15 protein-coding genes are annotated in these 12,704 nt (G+C 48.3%); all 15 read left to right on the top strand.

Translation table 11 applies throughout. The features are described from left to right. Positions 1–5: 5 nt before the first annotated feature. The gene (locus NUV48_02215; protein MCR4440954.1) at positions 6–893 is read left to right on the top strand and encodes a MinD/ParA family protein; all 888 of its coding nucleotides are present in this window, start codon (positions 6–8) and stop codon (positions 891–893) included. A gap of 10 nt (positions 894–903) precedes the next feature. Further along, entirely contained in the window at positions 904–1,569 is a 666-nt protein-coding gene (locus tag NUV48_02210; GenBank protein MCR4440953.1) for a flagellar brake domain-containing protein, read from the top strand. Position 1,570: 1 nt separating this feature from the next. Beyond that, positions 1,571–2,650: a chemotaxis response regulator protein-glutamate methylesterase gene (locus NUV48_02205; GenBank protein MCR4440952.1), complete on the top strand. Its 1,080-nt coding sequence runs from the start codon at positions 1,571–1,573 to the stop codon at positions 2,648–2,650. Continuing rightward, positions 2,641–4,626, top strand: a complete 1,986-nt coding sequence (locus NUV48_02200) for a chemotaxis protein CheA (protein MCR4440951.1) — start codon at positions 2,641–2,643, stop codon at positions 4,624–4,626. Before NUV48_02205 ends, NUV48_02200 begins: the two co-directional genes overlap by 10 nt. Positions 4,627–4,647: 21 nt before the next feature. Continuing rightward, positions 4,648–5,079, top strand: a complete 432-nt coding sequence (locus tag NUV48_02195; GenBank protein MCR4440950.1) for a chemotaxis protein CheW — start codon at positions 4,648–4,650, stop codon at positions 5,077–5,079. Positions 5,080–5,104: 25 nt separating this feature from the next. Next, on the top strand, positions 5,105–5,719 hold the full coding sequence (locus NUV48_02190) for a chemotaxis protein CheC (protein ID MCR4440949.1): 615 nt from the start codon (positions 5,105–5,107) through the stop codon (positions 5,717–5,719). Next, a complete protein-coding gene (locus NUV48_02185) occupies positions 5,719–6,207 on the top strand; it encodes a chemotaxis protein CheD (protein MCR4440948.1) in 489 nt (162 codons plus the stop codon). Before NUV48_02190 ends, NUV48_02185 begins: the two co-directional genes overlap by 1 nt. Before the next feature lie 18 nt (positions 6,208–6,225). Next, entirely contained in the window at positions 6,226–6,984 is a 759-nt protein-coding gene (locus NUV48_02180) for a FliA/WhiG family RNA polymerase sigma factor (GenBank protein ID MCR4440947.1), read from the top strand. 16 nt (positions 6,985–7,000) lie between these two features. Continuing rightward, on the top strand, positions 7,001–8,623 hold the full coding sequence (locus tag NUV48_02175) for a FapA family protein (protein ID MCR4440946.1): 1,623 nt from the start codon (positions 7,001–7,003) through the stop codon (positions 8,621–8,623). 7 nt (positions 8,624–8,630) lie between these two features. Further along, positions 8,631–8,954 carry a hypothetical protein gene (locus NUV48_02170; GenBank protein ID MCR4440945.1) on the top strand — a complete coding sequence of 108 codons (324 nt, stop codon included), beginning with the start codon at positions 8,631–8,633 and terminating at the stop codon, positions 8,952–8,954. Positions 8,955–9,015: 61 nt separating this feature from the next. Further along, the gene (locus NUV48_02165) at positions 9,016–9,471 is read left to right on the top strand and encodes a hypothetical protein (GenBank protein MCR4440944.1); all 456 of its coding nucleotides are present in this window, start codon (positions 9,016–9,018) and stop codon (positions 9,469–9,471) included. A gap of 159 nt (positions 9,472–9,630) precedes the next feature. Next, positions 9,631–10,368 (top strand): 30S ribosomal protein S2, encoded by a 738-nt coding sequence (gene rpsB / locus NUV48_02160; GenBank protein MCR4440943.1) that lies wholly within the window; start codon positions 9,631–9,633, stop codon positions 10,366–10,368. A gap of 169 nt (positions 10,369–10,537) precedes the next feature. After that, complete coding sequence (gene tsf / locus NUV48_02155) at positions 10,538–11,188, top strand: translation elongation factor Ts (GenBank protein MCR4440942.1); 651 nt, start codon at positions 10,538–10,540, stop codon at positions 11,186–11,188. 135 nt (positions 11,189–11,323) lie between these two features. Beyond that, positions 11,324–12,064 (top strand): UMP kinase, encoded by a 741-nt coding sequence (gene pyrH / locus NUV48_02150; GenBank protein MCR4440941.1) that lies wholly within the window; start codon positions 11,324–11,326, stop codon positions 12,062–12,064. After that, positions 12,045–12,602, top strand: a complete 558-nt coding sequence (gene frr / locus NUV48_02145) for a ribosome recycling factor (protein ID MCR4440940.1) — start codon at positions 12,045–12,047, stop codon at positions 12,600–12,602. The genes pyrH and frr overlap by 20 nt, the downstream gene beginning before the upstream one ends. Positions 12,603–12,704 lie beyond the last annotated feature (102 nt).

Below are 12,704 nucleotides of genomic sequence, written 5' to 3'. Positions count from 1 at the left end.
CGTGTATGAAGAACCAGGCCGATAGCTTGCGTTTGCTTGTCCAGAGTATGAAAGAGGATTTGGAAGCGCAAATAGATGGGCAGGAAAAACACACGAAGGTGATTACCATTGCCAGCGGAAAAGGCGGAGTCGGAAAAAGCAGCTTTGCCGTTAATCTATCGCTAGCCCTGTCCGAGTTCAGACAAAAGGTGATCCTGCTCGATGCTGACCTTGGGCTGGCTAATATCGATGTCATCCTTGGAATATCGCCTCCTTATAACCTTTCCCAGGTTATAAGGGGGGAAAAGTCGGTTTCGGAAGTTATTTACAACGGCCCGAAAGGGATCAAGATTATTCCTGGCGGTACCGGTATGTACGAGCTGGCCAACCTGCAGGAGTGGCAACTGGTAAATTTTCTCACCAAACTCAGCCATCTTGACGGGACAGCGGATTTTTTCATCATCGATGCCAGTGCGGGACTCTCCAAGTCTGTGCTGAGTTTTGCCCTTGCGGCTGATGAGATAATTATTGTGACAACAGGCGAACCGACGGCCCTGACCGATGCCTATGGGATGATTAAAACGATCAGGCAGCAGAGGTATAACGGCAGGGTTAAACTGGTGGTGAACCGGATAATCGATGCCGCCGAGGGGGTTGCGGTTTACAAAAAACTGGAAATTGCGGTCAACCGTTTTTTAAAGTATTCGCTGGATTATCTTGGACCCATCAGGGAAGACCCCAAGGTGGGACAGGCCATTAATGAACAATCTCCGCTGGTCCTCACGTATCCTCATGCGCCTGCCTCGCAAGATATTCTGACGATTGCGGCAAGTATGTCCAAACAGGAATATCATCCTAACCCGCATAACGGGTTGAAAGGTTTTTTCAGCAGGGTAGCCGAATACTTCAGGTAGGTGTGTTGTGATGGAAGATCTGCGGAAAATTTTGAAAGTCGGCCAGTTGGTAGCCATTGATATTGCTGATGAGCAGGAGAGAAGCGCACGCTACCGCAGCCGGGTAGAAAACCTGGAAAAAGAAGAGTTGGTCCTGGCCAGTCCTATTAAAAACAGGGTGCCCATCTTTTTAAGCAGGGGCACGCCCGTCAATGTGTGGTATTGGGATAACATTGCCATTTACACCTTTCGTTCCGTCGTTTTGCGCAGCGCAGTGGAAAATGTGCCGGTGGTGCTGGTCGAGTATCCGGAAAAAATTGAAAGGGTACAAAACAGGGAGTACGTGCGCGTCCCCTATTCCCTGGAGGTGCAGCTCAAATGGGAAGACTACCTGGGACAGGCCATGGAGGTCCATTGTAAAAGCAGGGATTTAAGCGGTGGCGGGATGATGCTTGTTTTGATAAAGCCGATAAAATTGGAGAAAAACACCGATGTGTATATAGACTTTGAATTGGACGGCAGGCCATTCAAAACCATGGGGTCCGTAATCTGGAACGACTGGGAAATAGACAGCGACGGAATTGAAAGGAACATCATCGGTATAAAGTTTACCTTCCTGTCCGAAAAAGAAAGGCAGTACCTTATCAAGCACGTTTACCAAAAACAGATAGAGCTGAGAAGAAAGGGGTTACTATAGCTTGAGCAACCCGCAAAAAAAAATACGGGTCCTCGTGGCGGACGATTCCGCTTTTATGCGCAGGCTTCTTAAAGACCTGATCGGAAAAGATAAAGAAATTGAAGTAGTGGCTGCTGCGAGAAACGGGGTAGAAGCGCTGCAGAAAATCAAGTTATTTAAACCCGACGTGGCAACCTTGGATATAGAAATGCCGGTTATGGACGGGCTGGAAGCCCTGGAGAAAATAATGGAGGAAAACCCGATTCCCGTGGTCATGCTCTCTGCCCATACGCAAAGAGGATCTGCCGCCACCATCAGGGCACTGGAAAAAGGAGCGGTGGATTTCCTTACCAAACCTGGCGGGCCGGTTTTTCTGCAGGTAACCCAGCTGGGTGAGGAATTAATCAATAAAATAAAAACAGCCGCTGGTGCCGCAGTCGGCAAATTCAAATTAACCGGGGCACCTCCAGAAAGGGGACCGGCCCATGAAAGCACTGTCGCCCATCCTTTTTCGATTGTGGCCATTGGAACGTCTACAGGGGGGCCAAAAGCTCTTTTTGAAGTCATGAGCCGGTTGAAAAAAGGGCTTAATGCCGCGATACTGATTGTTCAGCATATGCCTCCGGGATTTACGAAATCGCTGGCCCAACGTCTGGACATGTCTTCCCAGTTTCTGGTGAAAGAGGCGGAAAACGGTGATGAGGTAAAAAGCGGGATGGCTTTTGTCGCTCCCGGCGGATACCACATGGAAGTTAGAGACGTCAACGAAAAAATTACCATTCACCTGCACCAGGAGCCGCCTGTCAACGGGCACAGGCCTTCCGTGGATGTCCTGATGAAATCCGTGGCCAGGCTGTCGCAACCAAAGGTGGGGGTAATCATGACGGGCATGGGAAACGACGGCGCGCGAGGAATAAGGGAACTGAAGGATGCCGGTGCGGTGACTATCGGGGAAAGCGCTGAAACATGCGTTGTATACGGAATGCCAAAAGCTGCCTGCCAGCTTGGCGCAATCGATCACGAAGCCCCGCTTTACAGGATAGCAGATTTAATCGAACTGGCATTTTATCAAAAAATAGGGAGGCGGCAAACATGGATATGAGTCAATACCAGGACCTCTTTATTGAGGAAGCGCAGGAGCATCTCCAGGCACTCAATCAAAATTTGCTGGCGCTGGAAAACAACCCTTCAAGACTTGACCTTTTAGACGCAATATTCAGAGCGGCCCACACTTTAAAAGGAATGTCCGCTACCATGGGGTATGATCCGATCACCCAACTCACTCACGAGATGGAGAATCTCCTTGATAAGCTGCGTGAAAAAAAACAGGAGCTTACTACTGCTGTGTTCAACTCATTATTTAAAGCGGCAGACTTGCTGGAAAACATGTTGGGAAGTTTACGGCAGGGAGAAAGCCTGCAGGTGGACGTGCAAAAGCTTACGGCTGAACTGCTGCCAGGCGATGACAGCAAAGAGAGACAGCCTGCCGGGGAGCGGACGGTTTATCTGGATGATAACGGGAACGGCTTTAATGAATACGAAATAAACCTGATAAAAAAAGCCTCCGAGAAGGGCATACGCACCTGGCGCCTCCGGATAATGGTCGACCCCGGCTGTGTAATGAAGGGAGTGAGGGCCTTTACTGTTTTTCGCAACCTGGAAGAGGCCGGAGAGATAATCAAGTCAATCCCCCACACCCAGGACATTGAAGATGAGAAATTTAAAAACGAATTTGTTGTCTTTCTTGTCTCAGAAGAGGACGAAGCTGTTATTCGAAAAAAGGTGGAAATCCTGGCCGAAGTGCAACTGGGCAGCATTGAAGAAGTCAAAATCGCGACTGATAACGGCCAAGAGAAATCTACGGACGGGCAAAAGGCTGCCCAGGACCGGGCGGCAGAAGCTGAACCCGGAGTTCAACGCGAAAAAAAGCAAAAGGTTCATCAAACGGTTCGTGTTGACATTAACCGCCTCGATAGCCTGATGAGCCTGGTGGGCGAACTTGTCATCAACAAGACGCGGCTGGAGCAAATCAATACCACTAACAAGATACCCGGTTTAAACGAGACGATTGAACAAATCAGCAGGATAACAACAGATTTGCAGTCGGTTGTCCAGAATGTTAGGATGGTGGCCATTGAACAGGTATTTAACCGCTTTCCGCGGATGGTCAGAGACCTGGCTCAGGAACTGGGAAAAGAAGTGAATCTGATCCTGGAAGGGAAAGAGACCGAACTTGACAGGACGGTTATCGATGAGATCGGCGACCCGCTTGTTCACCTGATACGCAATTCCCTTGATCACGGGCTCGAGCCGCCAGGGGAACGAGTGGCCCTGCGGAAAAAACCGGAAGGGCTGCTTCGCCTGTCGGCCAGGCAGGAAGGCAACCAGGTAATCATTTCCGTGGAGGATGACGGGAAAGGCATCAGCATAGAGAAAGTAAAGCGAAAAGCGCTTGAAAACGGGTTTATAAGCCAGTCACACCTGGATACGGTTGATGATCAGGCGATTCTCAGCTACATTTTTGAACCGGGATTTTCCACGGCACAAACGATAACCGATCTTTCTGGTCGTGGGGTTGGTCTTGATGTGGTAAAAAGCAAGATTCAGTCACTGAACGGCCAGGTTTATATCGAAACAAAAGAGGGCCAGGGAACAAAATTTATTATCAAGCTTCCTTTAACCCTGGCTATTATCCAGGCTCTGCTGGTACAGGTCCAGGACGAAACGTACGCTATACCGCTTGCGCACATCGATGAAACAACGAGCCTGGAGCCACAGCAAATGAAAAATGTGCAGGAACAGCAGGTTATGCTCCTGCGAGGTAAAGTTTTGCCGCTCTTCTTTTTGAAAGACATTTTCGCTGTTCCCGGCGAGCAGCGGTCGGAAGACATCTATGTGGTGGTGGTCAGGAAAGGCGAGCAGCAGGTAGGGCTGGTTGTTGACCAGCTGATAGGCCAGCAGGAAATCGTAATCAATACGCTGGGCAGGCTGCTGGCTAACCTGCCGGGAATAGCCGGGGCATCAATATTAGGCGACGGCAGGGTTTCGCTGATTATTGACATAGGCACACTTTTTTGAAAGATAAAGGGGGGATGGCAGGTGGCAGAAAAGAAGCAGTTCGTGGCCTTCAAGCTGGAAGACGAGGAATATGCGGTAGAGATCCTGAATGTGCAGGAAATAATACGCTGGTCCCATATCACCAGGGTTCCCAAGGCGCCGCCTTTTATTAAAGGGGTTATCAACCTCAGGGGCAAAATTATTCCCGTTATCGATTCTCATGTTCGTTTCAGGCTGGGAGAACAGGTTATAACTGAAATGTCCAGGATCATTGTTTTTCATTATGATGATGTGGTCATCGGGATGACTGTTGATTTAGTAACCGAGGTTTTGAGTCTGCCGGTTGAGGATATAGAGAAACCACACACCTCAAAAAGTATTGACAACCAGTTCATTCAAGGCATCGGAAAAATAGGAGACAGGTTATTAATTGTGTTGGATCTGTCAAAAGTTCTTGATTTAAGCCTTCAATAATCAATATTGGAACGGGAGAGAAACGATGAAAGACTATTCGGAACTAAACGCGCTACAGGTAGACGCTTTGAAAGAGATCAGCAATATCGGGGCCGGTAATGCCGCAACCGCCCTGTCCCAGATGCTTAACCGCAGGATAGATATGTCAGTGCCCAACGCGAAGATCGCGCCGCTTCCCGAGATTGTGGAATACGTGGGAGGGGCCGATATGGAAGTGGCCGGCGGATACTTGCGGGTAGACAGCGAGATGCCAATGGGTATTCTCTTCCTAGTGCAAAGCGATATGGTATTCAGTTTTTTGGACATCCTGTTTGGCCGGCCCAAAGGGTCATCATCAGAATGGGACGAAATGCTGCAGTCGGCTTTTTTGGAAATAATCAACATTTTGGCAGGTTCGTTCTTAAACGCCCTTTCTACTATCTCCAAGCAAACGTTTACGCCGTCAGTACCCGCAATGGCCGTGGATATGGTTGGAGCCATACTCGGCGAGGTGCTGCAGCAAATCGGCGAGGTGAGCGATTACGCGCTTGTTGTGGAGACGGTGTTTTCCGAAAAAGAAAACGAGTTCAAAGGCCATTTCTTTATTTTGCCGGAGCCGCAGACTCTGGAGATCTTATTAAGTTCGCTGGGAGTGTTATAATGCAAAACGAACCCATCAGAGTAGGAATGGCTGATTTTAAGACAGCTGTGAACTCATCAAGTCTTATTACCACCGGCTTAGGATCTTGTGTAGGCGTTTGTTTATGGGACCCGTTGATAAAATTAGGCGGTATGATACATATCATGCTGCCTGACAGCACTCAGAGCAAGGTCTTGCAAAACAAGGCGAAATATGCGGATACGGGGATAGTTTTGCTGGTGGAAGAAATGGGCAGGCTTGGCGCCAGCCAAACAAGGCTCGTGGCCAAAATAGCCGGAGGGGCTCAAATGTTCACCTTTCCCAATTCCAGCAATATCATGAGGATCGGAGAGCGCAACGTCGAGGCTGTTAAAAGATGCCTGGCACTGCTGAAGATAAAAATACTGGCCGAAGATACCGGCGGTTCGTTCGGGAGAACGATCAAATTCTTTACCAGCAATGCTCAGCTGCATATAAGGACCATCAGCAAGGGCGAAAAAATAATCTGACTGCGGGGGACTGCAGCGATGTCGGTAGAGACCAATGAACTGTGGAAGAAGTACGCTACCCAAAAAAGCCCTGAATTGAAAGAAAAACTTATCCTGCATTATGTCTCGCTGGTCCAGAAAATAGCCAACAAAACAATCCATAATTTGCCTGGCAATTATTCACGGGAAGATCTCTGCACATACGGCATATTTGGTCTGATTGAAGCAGTGGAAAGATTTAACCCCGATTTGGGTTATCCTTTCGAGTCTTTTGCGGTGAAGAGGATAAAAGGATCAATTATTGACGGGATACGGAAAGAAGACTGGATCCCATCAGGAGTAAGGAAAAAAGCAAGGTTGGTTGAGCAGGCCTACCATAAACTGGAATACACATTGCAGCGCAGCGCCACCGATGAAGAAGTCGCGCGTGAATTAAACATATCGCTGGAGGAATTTCACAATTGGTTGAAGAACATAAGATACATTTCCGTTGTTTCCCTGGACGAGCCGCTGCAGGAAAATGAAGCCGGCTTTTTAATAGACAGTGTTCCCAATGAATTAAGTCCCAACCCGGTCCAATTAAGCGAGGAGAAAGAGGTCAAAAGAATACTGGCAAAAGCGGTAGAAGAACTTCCCGAAAAAGAAAGACTTGTAATCAGCCTTTTTTATTACCATGATTTATCCAATAAGGAAATCGCGCAGGTCATGGAAATTTCTGATTCCCGGGTTTCCCAGCTGCACACAAAAGCGGTTTTCAGGCTTCGCGGCAAGCTGGCCAGGATGAAAAAGGCATTATGAAAGGGGGAGTTTCTGAATGGAGGACAGTGGGGTAAGCGCAAAAACAGTCAGGGGTAGGAAGTATTCGCTCTCCAAAGAACCTGAGGGTGTTTACCTGACCGTAAGCGAAGAGGAAAACCTGCTTTTCCCGGCGACGTTGGACCAGCTTTGCGCGGAACTGGCTCAAAGAAAGATATTCTTTGAGAGCGAGACGGTGGAACAGTGCTTTGCCGAAGCGAGCGGCAGACCGGTAAAAATCTCCTCCGACCAAGAAGGTTACCACAACGGGACGATACTCAGAATTCGGGTTACCGAAGACAAGCTAAAAGCATATCTCCAGGTCTTTCCTTTGCGCAACGGCTCGAAAGTGAGCGAGCGGGATATTGAGAACACCTTGCTGGAACAGGGTATAAAAGCAGGCGTCAAGAAAACGCTCTTTCCGGAAATTGTGGAAAAACAAGATGATTACGGGGAGTGGCTGGTTGCGGAAGGGGTTCCATGCATCGAGGGGGAGGATGCCCGTTTAATCTTTCATTTTAACCCCGAGGGAATTGATATTAAACCGCAGGAACTGGCAGATGGCAGTGTTGACTTTTACAACCTCAATTTGATTCAAACTGTCGATTCCGGCAGCGTGTTGATCGAAAAAATCCACGCTACCGCCGGCAAGGACGGCCTAAACGTGTACGGAGAGGAAAAAAAAGCCAAGCCCGGAAAAGATGTGCGTTTTCCAATGGGACAAAACACACAGATCGTCGATAACAACACGAAACTGATTGCTACCACCTCCGGGCATGTGGTTTATGACAAAAAAAGGGTAAGCGTTTTTCACTGCTATGAAGTCAGGGGAGATGTCGATTTCAATACCGGAAACATTAAGTTTCCCGGGAACGTTATTGTTTATGGCAACGTTAAAAATAATTTTGAAATTGAAGCGGTAGGCGACGTGGAGGTCCATGGAAACCTGGAGGGACTGGTAAAAGCCGGAGGAAATCTGCAGGTAAAAAACGGGATAGTGAGAGGCAAGGCTGTTGTCAATGGGTGCGTTTATGCCCGTTACATCGAAAACGGGTATGTGGAGAGCAATGAAAACATTGTGGTCACGGAAGCCATCATGCACAGCACCACGAAGGCGGCGAAAAAAGTTACCGTGGGCGGGAAAAAAGGCCTCCTGGTTGGTGGAAGCTGCTGCGCTGGCGAAGAGATTAGAGCAAAGAACATCGGCTCCTCATCTGGCACCGCGACCACGCTGGAAGTTGGCATCCGCCCAGAAATAAGACAGGAATACAAGGAGGTTTGCCGCAGGCTGGCCACACTACAGGAAGATTGTCTGAAATGCGAGAAAATTGTTAAGGCGCTGCAGGAAATCAAGAAAACAACCGGGAGCTTACCTGATAATAAAAACGAGATATTCCTGAAAGTATGCAGGCAGCAGTACCAAATGACCCAGGAAATAGAAAACCTGAAGAGAAGGAAAAACGAACTGGAGAACATCTTCTATAACCTGGAAAAGGCCAGAATTTGTGTTGAAAACAAGGTGTTTTTTGGGGTAACTCTGTATATGGGCAAGTCCGTCTTCAACGTGCTTGAGGAAATGAAGAGCGTTGTTTTTAAAATAGAGGGATTTGAAATCAAGCACGTTCCATTGAGGGGAAGGTGAACGGCATATGACGGTGAACCCTGTTGACATGCAGGTTATACTGCCTCAAACAGGCCAGGTGAACCGCGTGCAGCGCGGCCTTCAGCAGCAGCAGCAGACGGAGCAACAGGTGTTGGGCCAGACGGTTCAGCAAGAAAACAGGCTCAAGGAACAGACCGTCAATAAACCTGAACAGGCGATGCAAAAGAAGGTTGAAGACCAGAACCGGGAGGACAAAAAAAGGGAAGGCAGTGGGAAGAAAAAACAAAGCGAAAAAAAAGAAGACGGCAAGCCGAAGGGTGTTCCCGGCGATGAAAAACAGACCGGCAGGTTGTTAGATATTAAAATTTAGCGAGCAGAGTTTATTCGAATACTCCGGCGGCGGTAATAATCAAAAAATAGGGGGAAGCTGCATGAATTCGCTGGACGTAATCATTTTTTTTATAAATATCATCCTCCTGGTCTATATAACATATAAAATCAATAGTCTCCGAAGTTCACTTTTGCATTACAGGCAGATTGAGGAGAATGTTGCGGCGATGATTGACAAACACCTGCAGCTGGCTGACCTTGTTCTGGAGGAACTGGAAGGAAAGATAAATCAGGCCGGGGCTGTTTTGTCGCCGGGAATGGAAAATGAACAGGCTGCTGCAGAAGAAGAAAAAGAGCGGCAAGATGATCACGCGGCGACAATGAACAAAAAAAGGAGTTCTAGGAACGAAAGCAGCGCAAAAATCATTCGCCTGCGCCAGCAGGGTTTTTCAGTCCAGGAAATTGCCGAGCGGCTGTCAATCTCTCAGGGAGAGATTTCGCTTAAGCTTAACCTGCATGAAAAACTTGCTGCCGGCCAGTTGAAAAATAATAGCTGACCAGCGGAAAAATATTTGTGTAGGTAAAGATATTTATGTTATACTTTCCTATGGTGTAATCACACACGCCGGTTGATTTGACTTCCCGGTGCCTTTACCAAAGGTCGGAAGCCAGGATGAGGCCGGCGGAGGGAAAACCGTCGGAAAGGAGGTGTGGCATTGTCTGTCATCTCGATGAAACAGCTTTTGGAAGCCGGTGTTCATTTCGGACACCAGACCAGGCGCTGGAACCCCAAAATGGCCCCGTACATTTTTACGGAGCGTAACGGCATCTATATAATTGACCTCCAAAAAACCGTAAAAAAGGTTGAAGAAGCGTACGAGTTTATTCGCAGCACAGTGTCGGAAGGCAAGCACATACTGTTTGTAGGCACGAAAAAACAGGCCCAGGAAACGGTAAAGGAAGAGGCGGAACGCTGCGGCATGTACTATGTGCATGTGCGCTGGCTGGGAGGTATGCTGACCAACTACCATACGATTCAAAAAAGGATACAGCGCTTAAAAGAGCTGGAGACCATGAAGGAGAACGGGACCTTCGATGTTCTGCCGAAAAAGGAAGTGGCCAAACTTATGGCGGAGGCGGAAAGGCTCGAAAAATTCCTGGGCGGTATCAAGAATATGCCGGGAATTCCAGGTGCTCTTTTTGTGATAGATCCGCGCAAAGAACATATCGCCGTTGCTGAAGCAAGGCGGCTGGGGGTACCCATTGTAGCCATTGTCGATACAAACTGCGACCCTGACGAAATAGACTATATTATTCCTGGGAATGATGACGCCATAAGGGCCGTTAAACTGCTGACGGGTAAAATGGCGGATGCTGTCCTGGAAGCGACGCAGGGACGCGTAGGCGAAGAAATCGAAGAAGAGTTAGAAGAAGAGGAAGAAATAGAGATTTAAAAGCGCAATAACAGAGTTTATGCAGCTGCCGTAAAGGTAAAGTAAGAAACCTTAAAAGGGGTGGCCGAGGGGGAAGCTGGTACCCCGGGTCGCCTCTTTATAAATACACGGTTTTGTAATACTGAAAAATATGGAATAATAGAAATGAAATTATTGGGGAGGCGTGGAAATGGAAATAACCGCTCAAATGGTTAAAGAGCTGAGAGAAAGAACCGGAGCAGGGATGATGGACTGTAAAAAAGCCCTCGTGGAAAAGAGCGGCGATCTGGACAAAGCCATTGAATACTTGAGGGAAAAAGGGTTGGCGGCAGCGGCTAAAAGGGCCGGCAGGATTGCAGCGGAGGGAATTATTGAATCGTATATACACGGCGGCGGTCGCATCGGGGTACTGCTTGAAGTAAACTGTGAAACGGATTTCGTTGCCAAAACACCGGAATTCAGAGAGCTGGCAAAAGAAATCGCCATGCAGGTTGCCGCCTCCCGGCCGGAATACGTGGAAAAGGCAGACGTGCCGGAGGAAGTCATCAACAAGGAAAGGGAAATCTTTCGCCAGCAGGCATTGAATGAAGGCAAGCCGGAAAAAGTTGTCGATAAAATGGTGGAAGGACGGGTCGAAAAGTTTTATAAAGAGGTTTGCCTTATGGAACAGCAGTACATCAGGAACCCGGAGATTACGGTTAGACAACTGATTGTCGATAAAATAGCGAAAATCGGCGAAAATATCAGAGTTCGCCGGTTTGCGCGTTACGAGCTTGGGGAAGGTTTGGAGAAGAAAAAAGACACTTTTGTTGATGATGTGATGGCCCAGATTAAAGGCTGAAGAAAAGAGAACACTGTGGTGTTCTCTTTTTGACAATCTATCTGCTGAACCTTCTTGCGGGCGTGTTCTTTCTGGAGAGGAAAAAGGGTTTTTGGAAAAAGTGTAGAAAAGACAGATTGGGGGCTTTTGTTCCGTATGCTGATAAAATATAAAAGGGTTGTCATCAAACTGAGTGGAGAAGCTTTGGCCGGCGAACTGGGCTATGGTCTTGAACACAAGATCCTTGATTCGATAGCCAGGCAGGTTAAAGAGATATGCGAGATGGGAGTGGAAACCGCCATAGTTGTGGGAGGGGGCAACATTTGGCGCGGGGTTTCCGGCAGCGCCAGGGGTATGGACAGGGCCACGGCTGATTATATGGGCATGCTGGCTACGGTCATAAACGCGCTGGCCCTGCAGGACGCGCTGGAGAACCACGGCGTCGATACAAGGGTCTTGTCGGCCATTGAAATGCGCTCGGTTGCCGAACCATATATCAGGCGAAGAGCAATCAGGCACCTGGAGAAGGGAAGAGTCGTAATCTTCGCTGCCGGCACAGGAAATCCATACTTTTCCACGGACACCACTGCCGCCCTGCGGGCAGCGGAGATAGAAGCGGAGGTAATCCTGATGGCGAAAAAAGTGCAAGGCGTGTATGACTCTGATCCCAGGGAAAACCCCTCCGCGCGAAAATTTAAAGAACTCTCTTACATTGATGTGCTCAACAGGGGTTTGGGGGTCATGGATTCTACGGCGACATCTCTTTGCATGGACAATAAGATACCGCTCATAATATTCAGCATACTGGAGGAAGGCAACATCAAAAAGGTGATCTCTGGTGAGCAAATAGGAACATTCATCGGGAGGGAAGAAAATGGTGTTAAAGGAAGTCATTAAAGAAGCAGAGGAAAAGATGAAAAAGTCAATTGAAATCCTACGAAAAGACTATTCCACGCTGAGAGCGGGAAGAGCCAATCCCGCAATTTTGGACAAAGTGCTTGTCGAATATTATGGGACGCCTACCCCCATCAACCAGCTTGCCAATATAGCTGCCCCGGAACCGCGGCTGCTGACGATCCAGCCGTGGGACAAGACGGTTGTGCCCGCCGTTGAGAAAGCCATTCTCAAATCGGATCTGGGATTGAATCCGAGCAGTGACGGCAGCGTAATCAGAATTGTTATCCCCCAGCTGACCCAGGAAAGAAGGGTGGAGCTGGTTAAACTGATCAAGAAGAAAGCCGAAGAGTGCCGCGTCAGCATCCGGAATGTACGCCGGGAAACCAACGAGAGGATAAAAGGGCTTGAAAAGAACAAAACCATTTCCGAAGACGAGAGCAAAAAGGGCCAGGAGGATGTGCAAAAGATGACGGATAAGTACATTAAGGAAGTGGACCATGTTTTAGAAGCAAAAGAAAAGGAGATAATGGAAGTATAGGATGAGCGCTTCCTCGCGTAATAATAGGGTGTGGGAACCGGAATTTCCCGTTTTGCTGGGAAAAACACCGGAAGAAGTTTGCAGTGTGCTAAAAAACCAAGG

It is taken from the genome of Peptococcaceae bacterium, from assembly GCA_024655825.1.
Lineage (GTDB): Bacteria > Bacillota > Peptococcia > DRI-13 > PHAD01 > JANLFJ01.
Note: the sequence above shows the minus strand (reverse complement) of the source record. Positions and strands in the feature narration are given on the sequence as shown.

Coding starts and splice junctions, on each gene's coding strand:
- NUV48_02215 (MCR4440954.1), top strand. CDS start 6: ATGAAGAACCAGGCCGATAGCTTGCGTTTGCTTGTCCAGAGTATGAAA.
- NUV48_02210 (MCR4440953.1), top strand. CDS start 904: ATGGAAGATCTGCGGAAAATTTTGAAAGTCGGCCAGTTGGTAGCCATT.
- NUV48_02200 (MCR4440951.1), top strand. CDS start 2,641: ATGGATATGAGTCAATACCAGGACCTCTTTATTGAGGAAGCGCAGGAG.
- NUV48_02190 (MCR4440949.1), top strand. CDS start 5,105: ATGAAAGACTATTCGGAACTAAACGCGCTACAGGTAGACGCTTTGAAA.
- NUV48_02185 (MCR4440948.1), top strand. CDS start 5,719: ATGCAAAACGAACCCATCAGAGTAGGAATGGCTGATTTTAAGACAGCT.
- NUV48_02180 (MCR4440947.1), top strand. CDS start 6,226: ATGTCGGTAGAGACCAATGAACTGTGGAAGAAGTACGCTACCCAAAAA.
- NUV48_02175 (MCR4440946.1), top strand. CDS start 7,001: ATGGAGGACAGTGGGGTAAGCGCAAAAACAGTCAGGGGTAGGAAGTAT.
- NUV48_02170 (MCR4440945.1), top strand. CDS start 8,631: ATGACGGTGAACCCTGTTGACATGCAGGTTATACTGCCTCAAACAGGC.
- NUV48_02165 (MCR4440944.1), top strand. CDS start 9,016: ATGAATTCGCTGGACGTAATCATTTTTTTTATAAATATCATCCTCCTG.
- tsf (MCR4440942.1), top strand. CDS start 10,538: ATGGAAATAACCGCTCAAATGGTTAAAGAGCTGAGAGAAAGAACCGGA.
- pyrH (MCR4440941.1), top strand. CDS start 11,324: ATGCTGATAAAATATAAAAGGGTTGTCATCAAACTGAGTGGAGAAGCT.